The organism is Herminiimonas aquatilis, assembly GCF_042665175.1.
In the GTDB taxonomy this organism is placed as follows: Bacteria; Pseudomonadota; Gammaproteobacteria; order Burkholderiales; family Burkholderiaceae_D; genus Oxalicibacterium; species Oxalicibacterium aquatilis.
Window position 1 is genome coordinate 69,786 of the sequence record NZ_JBHTCC010000003.1, and the last position, 14,528, is coordinate 84,313.

Here is a 14,528-nt window from a genome sequence, read left to right on the forward strand (position 1 = left end):
TCACAGAAGCCCGAACCGTGCGCGGTTCGGGCTTTTTATTTGAGCAATCGCCATCACATATGCTCCCTACACACTTTAAATAACCACGATCATTTGTATGGAAAACCATCCTGCGACCCTAGCTGCCTGGCTCACGCTGCTGGAAACGACGCACCCCAAAGCGATCGACATGGGGTTGGATCGTGTGAGGCAGGTCAAAGACGCCATGGCGATCGAATTTACCTGTCCGGTGATTATCGTCGGCGGTACCAACGGCAAGGGCTCAACCTGCGCCATGCTTGAATCGATATTGTTGCGCGCCGGTTATCGCGTCGGCTTGTACACGTCGCCGCACATATTGCGTTTCAACGAGCGCATGCGTATCAATGGGCAATCAGCGACCGATGCCGAATTGATGGACGTTTTTAGCAAACTCGACGGCGTGCGTGGTGATGTCTCCTTATCGTACTTTGAATTCACCACGTTGGCGGCGATGCAATTGTTTGCAGACGCCAAACTGGATGCCGTGATTTTTGAGGTTGGCTTGGGCGGGCGCCTGGATGCAGTCAATGTACTCGATGCAGATGTGGCAATTGTCACCAGCGTCGATATCGATCACACAGAATATCTGGGTGATACGCGTGAAAAGATCGGTTTCGAGAAAGCCGGTATTTTCCGCCCCGGCAAAATTGCCATCTGCGGCGATCCGGTGCCGCCTGCCTCGCTGATTGAACACGCAGAAAAGATCGGTGCCGATTTGTGGTTGTTCAATCGCGATTTCAATTATTCCGGCGATAAGCTGCAATGGAATTTCAGCGGGCGCGGCGGCCGCCGAAATTCGCTGGCTTATCCAAGCTTGCGCGGTGCCAATCAGTTATTGAATGCATCAGGCGTGCTGGCCGCGCTGGATGCCTTGCGCATGCGCTTGCCGGTTGGCGCGCAAGAAGTGCGTACAGGTTTGGCACTAGTCGATTTACCAGGGCGTTTTCAGGTGCTGCCAGGGCAGCCTACGGTTATTCTGGATGTGGCGCACAATCCGCATGCTGCAGCCACGCTGGCGCAGAATCTGGACAATATGGGCTTTCATCCCTACACCTATGCGGTGTTCGGTTCCATGCAGGACAAGGACATTGCCGGCGTGATTGCGCACTTGAAAGATCGCGTCGATCATTGGTGCGTCACTGATCTACCTTTGCCGCGCGCTGCCACGGCGGCGGAGATTCATGAAAAGCTGATCGCCGCTTATGGTCAGTCGCCGCAAGTGGGGGATGCAGAACGCAGCATCCAGACATTTGCCACACCTGCAGAAGCTTTTGCAAATGCCATGAGCCGAGCGGGCGAGAATGATAGAATTACGGTTTTCGGATCCTTCCTTACCGTCGCAGGCGTAATGGAATTCCGCAATTCCGAACATCACTAACGAATTTCACTCTATATCGTATGGGCTTGTTCTCGTTTCTTCGTAAAAAACAGCAGGAATCATCGGTAGGCAACAGCGATTTTTATTCGCAGGCCGACGAAGAGCAGCCGATTGCTCGCAGCAAACGCAAACAAAGTAACAAGCGCGAAGAAGCAGTCGATCCGGTCTTGCCAGAAAAGAAACGCGCACGTCGCCGTCTGGTCGGGGCGATCGCACTGGTGCTGGCGGCAGTGATCGGCTTGCCGATGATTCTGGACTCAGAGCCCAAACCTCTGGCCGACGATATCAGCATTCAAATTCCATCCAAGGACACTGCGGCGCCAATTGCACAAAGCAAGTCTCCCGTAGTGCAAAAAAGCAATCGCGATCCCGCTGCAGAGTCACTTTCTCCTGATGAAGATGTCATTGAGACACCAGCGCCAGACGCAGTCAAGGCCGAGATCAAAACAGAAACGGAAACAGACGTAAAAGCTGCCGCGCCTGAGCAAAAGCCACAAATACCTGTCGCTAAAGTTGAGACGCCAGAACACAAGGTGGCAATGCCGCCGACAATAGCCAAGACGGATCATTCGGATGAGGCAGCGCGTGCACGCGCTATTCTGGAGGGAAAAACGAATGCAACTGCACCTAAGGCCTCGGGAAAAATCGTCTTGCAGATTGCCGCTCTTGCTTCGCAAGATAAAGTGAATGAATTGCAAAAGAAATTGCAGGGCGCTGGCCTGAAGTCGTTTACGCAAAAAGTTGCGACAGAATCCGGTGAGCGGATTCGCGTGCGCGTTGGCCCATTTGCCAATGAAGCTGAAGCCGAAAAGGCGCGTGCCAAATTGACCAAGCTCGGTTTGACCGGCAAACAGGTCCCGGCTTAAGGTGCAGTTTAATGCGTGGCTTGAAGTAAATCGATAGTGACGATTTTTGATTATCTGGTTTTATTTGTACTGGTTTGTTCTATCGTGATCAGTACGTTGCGGGGACTGGTCAAGGAAATTTTGTCCCTGTTAAGCTGGATTGTGGCGTTTGTGGTTGCCAATGCATACGGTGAGTCGCTGGCAGAATTGCTGCCGGATATGGTGCCTGGCAGCACAACACGCCTGATAATTGGATTCATTGCCTTGTTCATCGGTGTGCGCATCCTGATGGGTTTGTTGACAATGGCGCTGAATGAAGTAGTCAAGGCGACCGGATTGACCTTGGTGGATCGTGGTCTCGGCGGTTTGTTCGGCTTGGCACGCGGTTTGGTGATCGTGTTGGCAGCCGTGCTTTTATGCGGCATGACGGCGATACCCGAACAGAGTTTCTGGAAAGAGGCATTGTTCAGTCCGTTGGCAGAAACTGCCGCGCGTACTGTTATCCCTTTCTTGCCGGGCGATTTTGCGCGGCATATCAATTTTTAATTTGTTCTAGTTGAGGAGTCCACCATGTGTGGCATTGTTGGCGTCGTTTCTCACAATCCTGTTAATCAACTGATCTATGATGCGCTGCTGTTGCTGCAGCATCGTGGTCAGGATGCTGCCGGTATCGCAACCGATAACGGTAATACATTCAGCATGCACAAGGCCAACGGCCTGGTACGAGATGTTTTCCGTACCCGCAACATGCGTTCGCTGTTCGGTAACTCGGGTGTTGGCCAGGTTCGTTACCCGACGGCCGGTTCATCCAGCGCAGAAGAAGCACAACCGTTCTACGTCAATGCGCCGTTCGGCATCATCCTTGCGCATAACGGCAATCTGACCAACTGGGAACAGTTGAAGATCGAGATGTTCAAGAACGATAGACGTCACATCAACACGACTTCCGATTCCGAAGTATTGCTGAATGTTCTGGCGCATGAAATTCAACAAGCCACGACCGGTTATTCGCTCGATCCTGCTGCAATTTTCAAAGCAGTATCGATGGTGCATAAACGTGTGCGCGGTTCGTATGCGGTGACGGCACAGATCGCCGGTTACGGTTTGCTGGCTTTCCGCGATCCGTTCGGCATTCGTCCTTTGTGCATTGGCTTCAACGAAACCGAGCAGGGTACAGAATACCTGGTCGCGAGTGAATCGGTTGCGCTGGAAGGTTTGGGCTTCCGCTTCTTGCGGGATGTATTGCCAGGCGAAGCGATTTTCATCGACCTCGATGGAAAACTCTACAATCAACAGTGCGCAGAAAACCCAACGCTGAATCCTTGCGCGTTTGAATTCGTTTATTTTGCACGTCCGGATTCAATCATCGACGGCGCATCGGTGTATGCAACTCGTCTGAAGATGGGCGAATATCTGGCCGAGAAAATTGCACGCGAATTCCCTTTGGGCGATATCGATGTCGTGATGCCGATCCCTGATTCGTCGCGTCCTGCTGCGATGGAACTGGCGCACAAGCTAAATATCGAATACCGCGAAGGCTTTATCAAAAACCGTTACATCGGTCGTACCTTCCTGATGCCGGGACAGGCTATCCGCAGCAAATCGGTTCGCCAGAAATTGAATGCAATCGGCTCAGAATTCAAAGGCAAAAACGTGTTGCTGATCGATGACTCCATCGTGCGTGGCACCACGAGCCGCGAGATCGTGCAAATGGCACGTGAAGCCGGTGCTAAAAAAGTGATGTTTGCATCTGCTGCGCCACCAGTTAAATTCCCTAACGTCTACGGTATCGATATGCCGACGCGTGCAGAATTGATTGCCTACGGTCGTACAGATGAAGAAGTTTGCCGCGAAATCACGGCGGATGCGTTGATCTATCAAGATATCGATGCATTGAAACGTTCGATTTCCGATGTGAATCCAGCGTTGAAAAGCCTGGAAGCATCGTGCTTCGACGGTATTTATGTGACGGGTGATATCTCACGTGATTACCTCGATCGCATCGAATTTGCGCGCAACAATCCGAAGCCGGAAACAGACGATGCAATTCGCTCGCAACTGAACTTGAACCTGGCGCAGGTAGATTAATCACTTTGCTGCATGGCGTGCATTTATTAGCGTGCATCAATGCCTGCTCTGCGTACCAAGTGCGCACGCAGGCATTTTTTATTGGCTAACCTGAATTACATACGATGACTGATCCTAAAAAATACGGCTTCACCACTACGACGCTGCATAGCGATCGTCAAAAGGCGATCGAGCACGGCTCACTGCATAAGCCCATCCATACCTCGGTAACCTTCGGCTATAAGGATGCGCGCGAACTTGCGACGGTATTCCAGGGCAAGCAACCGGGTTATCGTTACGGACGTCAAGGCAATCCAACGGTCGCAGCGCTGGAAGACAAGGTCAACAAAATGGAAGATGGTTTCGCGACCATCTGTTTTGCCACGGGCATGGCGGCCATTGCTGCAGTGGTGCAGGCATTGTTGCGCAAAGGTGATCACGTGGTGTCATCGTCCTTCCTGTTTGGCAATACCAACAGTTTGTGGCAAACCGTAGGCGGGCAGGGTATCGATATTGCAATGGTTGATGCGACCGATGTCAAAAATGTTGAAGCTGCCATCACGCCGGCAACCCGTATCGTCTTTGTTGAAACCATTGCCAATCCGCGCACGCAAGTAGCGGATTTGGCGCGCATCGGTAAATTGTGTGCCGACCGCGGTATCGTCTACATCGTCGACAACACCATGACATCACCTTACCTGTTCCAGCCTAAATCGGTAGGTGCCAGCATCGTGATCAATGCACTGACCAAATCGATAGGTGGTCACGGCAATGCCTTGGGTGGCAGTTTGACCGATACCGGCATGTATGACTGGTCGCGCTTTGCCAATATTTTCGATACCTATAAACGCTATCCGACTGCGCAATGGGGCATTGCGCAGATACGCGCAAAAGCGTTGCGCGATTTTGGCGGCTCGCTAGGTCCAGAGGCGGCACATCACTTGGCGGTCGGTTCCGAAACGATGGCACTGCGCCTTGATCGCGAATGCGCAAATGCACTGGCCGTGGCCCAAATGCTGGAAGCTGATGATCGGGTTGCCGCCGTGTATTACCCGGGCTTGAAATCACACCCGCAACATGCGATCTCCACCGAATTGTTCCGCTCATACGGCAGCTTGTTTAGTTTTGAATTGAAGGAGGGTATCGATTGCTTCGATTACCTGAATCGTTTGAAACTGGGGATTTCAGCGAGTAATCTTGGCGATACTCGTACCTTGGTAATTCCAGTTGCACACACAATTTTTTATGAGATGGGCGCTGAACGCCGCGCCAGCATGGGCATAGCAGAATCCCTGATACGCGTCTCGATCGGTATTGAAGATACTGATGATCTGGTTGAAGATTTCCGTCAGGCGCTGGATGCCGCTTGATGCTGTTGTGGGATGAGGCTCAATGCTGCAGTCATTCAGCGGCATTGAGCAGTAAATTCAAGGCAAGAGAGTTTTGGCGGCCAGCGCATCCAGCACTTTGGTGCTCGCTTGCGGAACGAAAGTCTGCAACCTGTGCAGCAAGTCTGCCGCATTATTCTCATGCATCATCAAATCGGCTTGCTTTGCCTTCACAAAACCTTGTGCAACCTGGTTTTGCAGGAAGGTGATCAAGCCATCGTAAAAGCCATCCACGTTCAACACGCCTACCGGTTTTTCATGGAAGCCTAGTTGCGACCAGGTCAGTATCTCGAATAGTTCTTCCAATGTGCCTATGCCGCCCGGCATGGCAATGAATCCATCCGACAGCTGTGCCATCAGGGCCTTGCGTTCATGCATGTCTTTGACGACATGCAAGTGCGTCAATTGATTGTGGCCCACTTCCTTGTCCATCAATGCTTGCGGAATGACGCCGGTTGCTTGACCACCCAAGCGTAATACTTCATTAGCGATGACGCCCATCAAGCCAACGTTGCCGCCGCCATAAACCAGTGCAATATTCTGTCCGACCATTTCACCAGCCAAGGAGCGAGCCGCATCTGTGTAAATGGACTTGTTACCGAAGGATGAGCCGCAATAGACGCAGATGGATTTCATTTTGGTAGCGATGAACGCAAGGAGGTTGAAGACAAGGCTTGGGGCATCGACAGCTGAAGAATACGTCTGTAGAGCAGAAAATAAAAAACGGGGTTGTGCACGCTGGCATCAACCCCGTGGATACAAATCAAGCAAGCATAGGCAGGATGCGGCGGAACTTACTTTGCTGCTTTTGCGGGGGTGCGTGCAGCAGCTTTCTTTGCGGGAGTCTTTTTCGTCGCAGCCGGTTTTGCGACGACTTTTTTCGCGACAACTTTCTTCACTGCTTTTTTAACGGTGGCTTTTTTCGCCGTGGCTTTCTTGGCTATCGGTTTCTTGCTTGCTGTTTTCTTGACTGCAGCTTTGGTCAGGCTGTCGATACGCTTATGCAGTACCTCCAATTCCTTCTGTGTGCTGAGGCCAAGGCTGGTGAGCGAGCGCAGGACAGTTTGTTCTATTACTTGCTCCAGCTTGTCCCAAGAATCGGATGCCTGCTTGCCTACGCTGCTGGTGATGGTGAGAAAGCCATCCGAAAGGTCGGAGGCCTTTTCCTCTGCAATTTTGCGTGTGCGCTTTTGCAGACTAGAGCCTTCTTTCGCCAACCGTGAAATCACCTTGCCGCCTTCTTGCTGGGTTTTTGCAAGTGCATCGATTCCTGCCTGCCAAATCTGTTGCGCTGATGCCTGCATGCCATTACCCGATGGTTGGGGATTTGATTTCGCTGTTTTTTTCAGTTTCTTTGCCATGCGACTCTCCATTGCTGGTTGAACGAACTGTCATGAATGGCATTGCCACCACTTGGTGAAAATGCCGCGAACGCAATCAATTATAGTGGCAATGAGTTGTCCGTACGTACATTGGATTGACGCACAGTGAGACTGTTTTTTACGGGATGCTTATTGGTTTTGCAAGTGACAGGCACCGATGAGGATCGGGAAGACGTGGGTGCGGCTTTTTGATTTCACGTCACTGCTTTGCTTTGCTGATCTCTATCAGCTTGGTGCCGGCGATCCTGTCATGCAGGAACTGTCGGCTGGCATGGATGCGCGCGGTCAGTGCCCAGGCAATCATATTGGCAAACACAATAGCCACAGCTGTCCATGCTTTTGCTTCCAGCGCCCAGGCAATGGCAAGTCCGGGTAAAAACCATAACCATGAGAGAAAATAGCGGGCGAGGGCGCGTTTGAATGGCACAGACTCGCCTTCAAGCGTCACCAGGCGGATGCGCCATGTTTTCATCGGCAAGGTTTGGCCGCTATGGACCCAGAACCAGATGAAATAAACGCCAATCACGAAAAATAGCCAATATTGAAAGGCATGCCGCAAATACAGTGCGTGGCGCTGTTGAAAAATAGGGGAGAACAGGAGGCCTGCAATTGCCACTACGCCAAATAGCAGCACACCTTCATACAGCATTGTGGTCAGACGACGTTTTATTGTAGGTGTATCAGAAGTGTCGAATTGCATTGTGCAAACGGCTCAATCAAGGCGTCGAAGTAGATAACGGCATTGTAGACGGTTGAATGACTTCTGCGGTAGCGGATGGCTGTTTTGCAGAAGTTGAGGGTGTGAGTCCATTTTTTGCTTGCGGGCTGCCTTGGCCTGCATGTTGACGTGGTGGATTTGCAATCTGTTTTTTAGGCGTCACGGTTGCGGCCAGTTGCTGTTTTTTTTCTTCTGAGAGTTGTTGGTACTGTTCCCATTGTTTGGCGCGTTGTTCTGCATTCAACTTCTTGACGCGGCTATAACTTTCACGCGCAAGACGTCTTTGCTCCGGTGATAATTTGACCCAGTCGCGCATGCGGTCCTGCATACGCACCTGCTCTTCCGGCGACATTGAAGTAAAGCGATTTGCCAGTTCCAGCCATTTTTCCTTGCGGAAGGTATCTAGCCTTGCCCAGTCGCCAGCCAATGGCGCGAGCGCTTGTTGCTGGGCCGGACTTAGCTTGCTCCAATCGGATTTTGGGGCGGGGCTAGGACGGGTTTTGACTACTGGTTTGATGGTTGGCTGAACGGAACTGCTTACCGGCGTCACGGTCGGCGCAGGCTCCTGTGTATTAGCGGATACAGGTGAGGTGGGCGCAGGCATGGCTTGCAATACGCCGGCTAGTGTCAAGGACACTAACAGCGCAGCGATTTTCTTCGGGTGATTGGCACCCATAGAAAAAATCCATGCCCTCATGACCTAGTCCTCTCCCTTTTCTAAAAATGCGCCAAAGCCGTTATCCAGATAAGCGGAGATAGGTAGATCATCTGTCAATACTTCGGCATCGATAGCAGCGGACTCAATAATTTGCTGGCGTTGCTCGAATTGATAAATGCCCATCAAACCGAAAACCAGCGCGGCGAGAGGAATAGCCAGACCCATGCGGCCTATCCATGCAAAACGCTTAGGCGAAGAGGAGCTCGCCGAGTGGCCGGCAAAGACTGCTTGTGGCGCGGCGACACTAACGGCAGACTCCTGTTTTTTGCGGGATAGCGCAATATTGCGTGCTGATGCAAGGCGTTCTGAAGTTTTTGTCGGTAAATCGCTGGCGCTTTGGTCAAGTGCGTGGCGCAATTTATACGCGAGGTCTAACTCTTTCGTTTTCATAAATAGATTCCTTTGGCTTTCAGTGCTTGGGCCAAGGTGTGGGTTGCGCGCGAACAGTGTGTCTTGACGCTACCTTCAGAACATCCCATGGCCGTAGCTGTTTCAGCCACGTTCAGATCCTGCCAATAACGCATCAGGAAGGCTTCCCGTTGACGTGCAGGGAGATTTTGTACTTCGTGTTCGATCAATTCGAGTATCTGCTTGCGCTCAAGCTTGACCAAACCGGTCTCGGCACCGTAGCTACCTTCTTCCGCTTCGACCATATCCATGGCGTCGAAGTTTTCCTGGTCTTCCTGTTTATTACCAAAACTGGAAAAGAGGCTGATCCATGAGCTGCGGACTTTTTCGCGTCGAAAATAGTCACGTATGGTGTTTTGCAAAATGCGCTGAAAAAGCATGGGCAGTTCAGCTGCCGGCTTGTCGCCGTACTTTTCAGCGAGTTTGATCATGGCATCCTGCACAACATCGAGTGCGGATTCTTCCTTGCGTACCGCATAAAGGGCTTGCTTGAAAGCACGGCGCTCTACGTCTTCAAGAAAATCTGAAAGTTCTTTGTCAGTTGCCATTGGATGCAGCGAATTCGATAGACGCTGCCGAGATGTTGCTGGATTAGAGCGCCGAATATCCAGGCGCTCACTTTTTCAAACTGCACGCATGCTAGCAAAAAAGCCTCGTTTGCGGGCAATTTTTGCGCAAAATCCTTGATTTCAAACGCCTTTCCGTCAAATTCACTTGACCGGAATTGTGCAACGCAGTAACGTATCACTCCCTTCGTCACCTCGAAGGGATCCCATGGTCTTTTTGCATGTTGCGCATGATGCAGTTTTGTAAAAAGACGCGCTTCAAATTTGAAAGCTGTTTGCTCTAACCCGTGCCACAAGCGCGAGAAATTCGCAATCCTGCCTCAGAAACTCCGGCCGAACGAGTCGCGTTAAGCGTTTGTTTGAAGCACATTCACAGATGTGTAACGAATCGACGTGACCGCACAAAAAAGGGACGCCTCAGCACTGACGCAGTTAGCGGTTTCAATAGGAGAGAGCATCCGATCAATTTCCAATGGACCTTGAAAGGACGTTAGCATGACCTCAGAAACAAGCACGACCGCAGTGAGCAATAATAAAATCGGTGAAGAAATCACCGGCGCAGAAATCGTCGTACGTTGCCTGGCCGAAGAAGGTGTTGAACATGTGTTCGGCTACCCCGGCGGCGCAGTACTCTACATTTACGACGCAATTTTCAGCCACAGCAAATTCCAGCATATTCTGGTGCGCCACGAACAGGCCGCTGTCCATGCTGCTGACGCCTATTCCCGCAGTTCCAATAAAGTCGGCGTATGCCTCGTGACCTCCGGTCCGGGCGTTACCAATGCCGTTACCGGTTTGGCGACTGCGTATATGGATTCGATTCCCATGATCATCATTTCCGGTCAAGTGCCTTCGCACGCGATCGGTCTGGATGCATTCCAGGAATGCGATACGGTCGGGATTACCCGTCCATGCGTCAAACACAATTTCCTCGTCAAGGATGTCAAGGATCTCGCCGCGACCATGAAGAAAGCATTCTTCATCGCGACCACCGGCCGTCCAGGTCCGGTGCTGATCGATATTCCTAAAGACATCACGATGCACAAGTGCGTTTTCGAATATCCAAAAGAAGTCGAAATGCGCTCGTACAAACCGGTCGATAAAGGCCACGCTGGTCAAATCCGTAAAGCGGTGCAACTGCTGTTGCAAGCTGAACGTCCGATGATCTATACCGGCGGCGGCGTGATTCTGGCGCATGCATCTGAAGAACTGAACAAGCTGGTCGATAAACTTGGTTTCCCTTGCACCAATACCTTGATGGGCTTGGGCGCTTACAAGGCGTCGAGCGATAAATTCGTTGGTATGCCAGGTATGCACGGTACCTACGAAGCCAACATGGCGATGCAGCATTCCGACGTGATGATCGCGATCGGTGCACGCTTTGATGATCGCGTGATCGGTAACCCAAAACATTTTTCATCGACCCCGCGCAAAATCATTCATATCGATATTGATCCATCATCGATTTCGAAGCGCGTCAAAGTTGATATTCCTATCGTCGGTAACGTCAAAGAAGTGCTGGTTGAATTGTTGGCGCAACTGGATGCGGCCGAAGCCAAACCGAATAGCGTCGCATTGTCCGCATGGTGGAAGCAGATCAACGAATGGCGCGCACGCGATTGCCTGAAGTTCACGAATTCGACCGAAGTCATCAAGCCGCAATCGGTGATTCAAAAGGTGTGGGAAGTTACCAAGGGCGACGCCTTCATTACGTCTGACGTTGGTCAACATCAAATGTGGGCGGCGCAATACTATCCATTTGATAAGCCTCGTCGCTGGATCAATTCAGGTGGTTTGGGCACGATGGGCGTCGGCTTGCCGTACGCGATGGGCGTGCAGATGGCGAACCCTGATGCAACGATCGCCTGTATCACTGGCGAAGCATCGATCCAGATGTGTATCCAGGAACTGGCGACCTGCAAGCAATATCACCTGACACCAAAAATCATTTTGTTGAACAATCGCTTCCTCGGCATGGTTAGGCAATGGCAACAGCTCGAATACGGTTCTCGCTATTCCGAGTCGTATATGGATTCGCTGCCTGATTTCAACAAGCTGGTTGAATCGTACGGCCACGTTGGCATGAAGATTGAAAACCCGGCAGACGTCGACGGTGCATTGAAAGAAGCATTTGATATGAAAGATCGTCTGGTATTCATGAATTTCATTACCGATCAAACCGAAAACGTCTGGCCTATGGTCAAGACCGGCAAGGGTTTGACTGAAATGTTGCTCGGTTCGGAGGATCTGTGATGCGTCATATCGTTTCTGTTTTGCTGGAAAATGAAGCGGGTGCCTTGTCGCGCGTAGTCGGTCTGTTCTCCGCACGTGGTTACAATATCGAAACCCTGACCGTGGCCCCCACCGAAGATGCAACCTTGTCGCGGATGACGATCGTGACCAGCGGCTCGGATGATGTGATTGAACAAATCACCAAGCATTTGAACCGTTTGATCGAAGTGGTCAAAGTAGTCGACCTGACTGAAGGCGCGTTTATCGAACGTGAGTTGATGCTCATCAAGATTCGCGCAGTCGGCAAAGAACGTGAAGAGATGAAACGCACTGCGGATATTTTCCGTGGCCGTATCATCGATGTCACCGACAAGACCTACACCATCGAGTTGACCGGTAACAAAACCAAGCTCGACGCGTTCATCGATTCGATCGATCGTACAGCGATTCTGGAAACTGTCCGTACAGGCGGTTCCGGCATTGGCCGCGGCGAACGCATTTTAAAAGTCTAAGTATTTGCAAGATCAAGCAGTTTAAAACTTAGTTAAAAATAAGCAGTTCATTTACATCTATAACAACCAACATTATTTAGGAACATCATGAAAGTTTTTTACGATAAAGATTGTGATCTGTCGCTGATCAAAGGTAAAAACGTTGCCATCATTGGCTACGGTTCGCAAGGTCACGCACATGCGCAAAACTTGAACGATTCCGGCTGCAAAGTAACGGTCGGTCTGCGCAAAGGTGGCGCTTCATGGGACAAAGTCGCGAAAGCCGGTCTGAACGTTGCTGAAGTCAACGACGCAGTCAAAGCAGCTGACGTCATCATGATCTTGCTGCCAGATGAAAATATCGCGCAGGTCTACAACGAAAACATCGCACCACACGCCAAACAAGGCGCTGTCCTGGCATTCGCTCACGGCTTCAACGTGCATTACGGTCAAGTCGTGCCACGCGCCGATCTGGACGTCATCATGGTTGCTCCTAAAGCTCCAGGCCACACAGTGCGCGGTACGTACGCACAAGGCGGCGGCGTTCCTCATTTGATCGCTGTGTACCAGGACAAATCCGGCGTCGCACGCGACATCGCTTTGTCGTACGCAATGGCGAACGGCGGCGGCCGTGCCGGCATTATCGAAACCAACTTCCGTGAAGAAACAGAAACAGATTTGTTCGGTGAGCAAGCTGTACTGTGCGGTGGCGCGGTTGAACTGATCAAAGCTGGTTTCGAAACACTGACCGAAGCTGGTTACGCTCCGGAAATGGCTTACTTCGAATGCTTGCATGAACTGAAATTGATCGTCGATCTGATCTATGAAGGCGGTATCGCCAACATGAACTACTCGATCTCGAACAATGCAGAATACGGCGAATATGTCACCGGCCCACGCATCGTGACCGAAGACACCAAAAATGCAATGCGCCAATGCCTGAAAGACATCCAAACCGGCGAATATGCGAAGAGCTTCATCCTTGAAAACAAGGCTGGCGCACCTACGCTGATCTCCCGTCGTCGTTTGAACGCAGAACATGACATCGAACAAGTCGGTGCAAAACTGCGCGCGATGATGCCTTGGATCGCTAAAAACAAATTGGTTGATCAATCGAAGAACTAAGATTGGGAAGATCGAAGACGCTCTTTTATGCAATGAAATGAGCGTTTCCAAAAGCCGCACTGATGTGCGGCTTTTTTCGTTTACATTTAGTTGCACTAAATAATGAACACATTGCTCAATAGAAAGAACTAATGTTGTGACTTTGAGTCACAGTAAGGCTAAGTTTTTAAATGATTCCTGGTGCTCTGCGCCTCTTTCTGGAGAATTACATGTCACGAATAAAATCCCTGTTGATGGTTTTGAGTTGCTGCGCAGTGAGTGCAGTAGCAATTGCACAAACGCCGACACAGACCAGCGGCACGCTAGTGATTGTTCCTGCATTCGGCGAAGTAAAAATGGCGAATGATGAAGCAACCCTGACCTTGATGATTGAGGAGCAGGACAAGGACAAAGCTGCTGCTGCATCGCGCGTAAACCAAAAAATGAAACAGGGCATGGAGATAGTGCGCAAGGAAGATCCGAAGGCTGTGCTCACGACCCGCGGTTATTACACCTATGCCGTTTATCCAGAAGAGCAAACGCGCCCCGTCACGACTAAAGTACGTCAACCTACCGGCTGGCGCGTAGGTCAATATCTGGAAGTTAAAACCGGTAATCTGGCTGGCTTGCCCAAATTGGTCGCCGCCACGCAACGCGTATTGGCAGTGAATGGTTTGCAGTTTGGTTTAAGCGACGCCACGGCAAAAAAAATGGATGCACAACGCATAGATGCAACCTATAAGAACCTGACTGAGCGGATCGCATCGATCGCGCGTGCTATGGGACGTAATCCGGCTGATGCAGTGCTGGAGACGGTAGACTTTGAAGGTTCAGGAAACTATGCGCAAGAAGCTGCCTCGCCTAAAATGATGCGTGCCGGGATGGCAGCGGATAGTGGCTCCGTCGAAGAGCCGAGCTTTGAACCTGGTGAGACAACCTTGACCATGCGTGTGGTTGGCAAGGTCAAATTTCGCTGAGCTGATGCCGGACTCGCATCACTAGGCGCAATACGCATAGTGATTACGACTCTTTGTTGATCCGTCTGTTAATCGTAATTCTCTAAACCGCGGCCAAAGGCCGCGGTTTTTATTTTAATCTTCTATTCTGATATGGATTAGTGCGTGATCGACGTCAGTCATATATGGTCTGTGGCATGGATTGGCGCGGTCCTCTGGATTGCCAGCAGCCGCTGAGATTGCCTGTCTGATAC

15 protein-coding genes are annotated in these 14,528 nt (G+C 51.1%); 9 read left to right on the plus strand and 6 right to left on the minus strand.

Annotated elements, in window-relative coordinates; all coding sequences use genetic code 11:
* The first annotated feature begins 97 nt into the window (after window positions 1-97).
* From folC to ACFQO0_RS12795, 5 genes are all read left to right on the plus strand, one after another.
* Window positions 98-1,399, plus strand: coding sequence for a bifunctional tetrahydrofolate synthase/dihydrofolate synthase (gene folC / locus ACFQO0_RS12775; RefSeq protein WP_382235217.1), 1,302 nt, complete (start codon window positions 98-100; stop codon window positions 1,397-1,399).
* A 20-nt stretch (window positions 1,400-1,419) separates the two neighbouring features.
* Window positions 1,420-2,265, plus strand: coding sequence for an SPOR domain-containing protein (locus tag ACFQO0_RS12780; protein WP_382235219.1), 846 nt, complete (start codon window positions 1,420-1,422; stop codon window positions 2,263-2,265).
* A 36-nt stretch (window positions 2,266-2,301) separates the two neighbouring features.
* A complete protein-coding gene (locus ACFQO0_RS12785; protein WP_382235221.1) occupies window positions 2,302-2,790 on the plus strand; it encodes a CvpA family protein in 489 nt (162 codons plus the stop codon).
* A 24-nt stretch (window positions 2,791-2,814) separates the two neighbouring features.
* Window positions 2,815-4,332 carry an amidophosphoribosyltransferase gene (purF, locus tag ACFQO0_RS12790; RefSeq protein WP_382235223.1) on the plus strand — a complete coding sequence of 506 codons (1,518 nt, stop codon included), beginning with the start codon at window positions 2,815-2,817 and terminating at the stop codon, window positions 4,330-4,332.
* A 104-nt stretch (window positions 4,333-4,436) separates the two neighbouring features.
* Window positions 4,437-5,681: a cystathionine gamma-synthase family protein gene (locus ACFQO0_RS12795; protein WP_382235225.1), complete on the plus strand. Its 1,245-nt coding sequence runs from the start codon at window positions 4,437-4,439 to the stop codon at window positions 5,679-5,681.
* Between the two features lie 57 nt (window positions 5,682-5,738).
* Here the strand turns inward: ACFQO0_RS12795 and ACFQO0_RS12800 are convergent, their stop codons facing one another.
* The 6 genes from ACFQO0_RS12800 to ACFQO0_RS12825 all read right to left on the minus strand — a co-directional run bounded on the left by ACFQO0_RS12800 (window position 5,739) and on the right by ACFQO0_RS12825 (window position 9,473).
* Window positions 5,739-6,335 carry an LOG family protein gene (locus ACFQO0_RS12800; protein WP_382235227.1) on the minus strand — a complete coding sequence of 199 codons (597 nt, stop codon included), beginning with the start codon at window positions 6,333-6,335 and terminating at the stop codon, window positions 5,739-5,741.
* Window positions 6,336-6,493: 158 nt separating this feature from the next.
* Window positions 6,494-7,060 (minus strand): phasin family protein, encoded by a 567-nt coding sequence (locus ACFQO0_RS12805; protein ID WP_382235229.1) that lies wholly within the window; start codon window positions 7,058-7,060, stop codon window positions 6,494-6,496.
* A 220-nt stretch (window positions 7,061-7,280) separates the two neighbouring features.
* On the minus strand, window positions 7,281-7,781 hold the full coding sequence (locus ACFQO0_RS12810) for an RDD family protein (RefSeq protein WP_382235231.1): 501 nt from the start codon (window positions 7,779-7,781) through the stop codon (window positions 7,281-7,283).
* Between the two features lie 16 nt (window positions 7,782-7,797).
* Entirely contained in the window at window positions 7,798-8,475 is a 678-nt protein-coding gene (locus tag ACFQO0_RS12815) for a DUF3106 domain-containing protein (RefSeq protein ID WP_382235233.1), read from the minus strand.
* A gap of 24 nt (window positions 8,476-8,499) precedes the next feature.
* Complete coding sequence (locus tag ACFQO0_RS12820) at window positions 8,500-8,907, minus strand: DUF3619 family protein (protein WP_382235235.1); 408 nt, start codon at window positions 8,905-8,907, stop codon at window positions 8,500-8,502.
* On the minus strand, window positions 8,904-9,473 hold the full coding sequence (locus ACFQO0_RS12825; protein ID WP_382235237.1) for an RNA polymerase sigma factor: 570 nt from the start codon (window positions 9,471-9,473) through the stop codon (window positions 8,904-8,906). Before ACFQO0_RS12825 ends, ACFQO0_RS12820 begins: the two co-directional genes overlap by 4 nt.
* A 513-nt stretch (window positions 9,474-9,986) precedes the next feature.
* Here ACFQO0_RS12825 and ACFQO0_RS12830 point away from each other — a divergent pair.
* The 4 genes from ACFQO0_RS12830 (at window position 9,987) to ACFQO0_RS12845 (ending at window position 14,295) form a co-directional block, all read left to right on the plus strand.
* Window positions 9,987-11,744: an acetolactate synthase 3 catalytic subunit gene (locus ACFQO0_RS12830; RefSeq protein ID WP_304931886.1), complete on the plus strand. Its 1,758-nt coding sequence runs from the start codon at window positions 9,987-9,989 to the stop codon at window positions 11,742-11,744.
* The gene (gene ilvN / locus ACFQO0_RS12835; protein ID WP_012080002.1) at window positions 11,744-12,235 is read left to right on the plus strand and encodes an acetolactate synthase small subunit; all 492 of its coding nucleotides are present in this window, start codon (window positions 11,744-11,746) and stop codon (window positions 12,233-12,235) included. Before ACFQO0_RS12830 ends, ilvN begins: the two co-directional genes overlap by 1 nt.
* A gap of 87 nt (window positions 12,236-12,322) precedes the next feature.
* Entirely contained in the window at window positions 12,323-13,339 is a 1,017-nt protein-coding gene (gene ilvC / locus ACFQO0_RS12840) for a ketol-acid reductoisomerase (protein ID WP_112992156.1), read from the plus strand.
* 209 nt (window positions 13,340-13,548) lie between these two features.
* On the plus strand, window positions 13,549-14,295 hold the full coding sequence (locus tag ACFQO0_RS12845) for an SIMPL domain-containing protein (RefSeq protein ID WP_382235240.1): 747 nt from the start codon (window positions 13,549-13,551) through the stop codon (window positions 14,293-14,295).
* Window positions 14,296-14,528 lie beyond the last annotated feature (233 nt).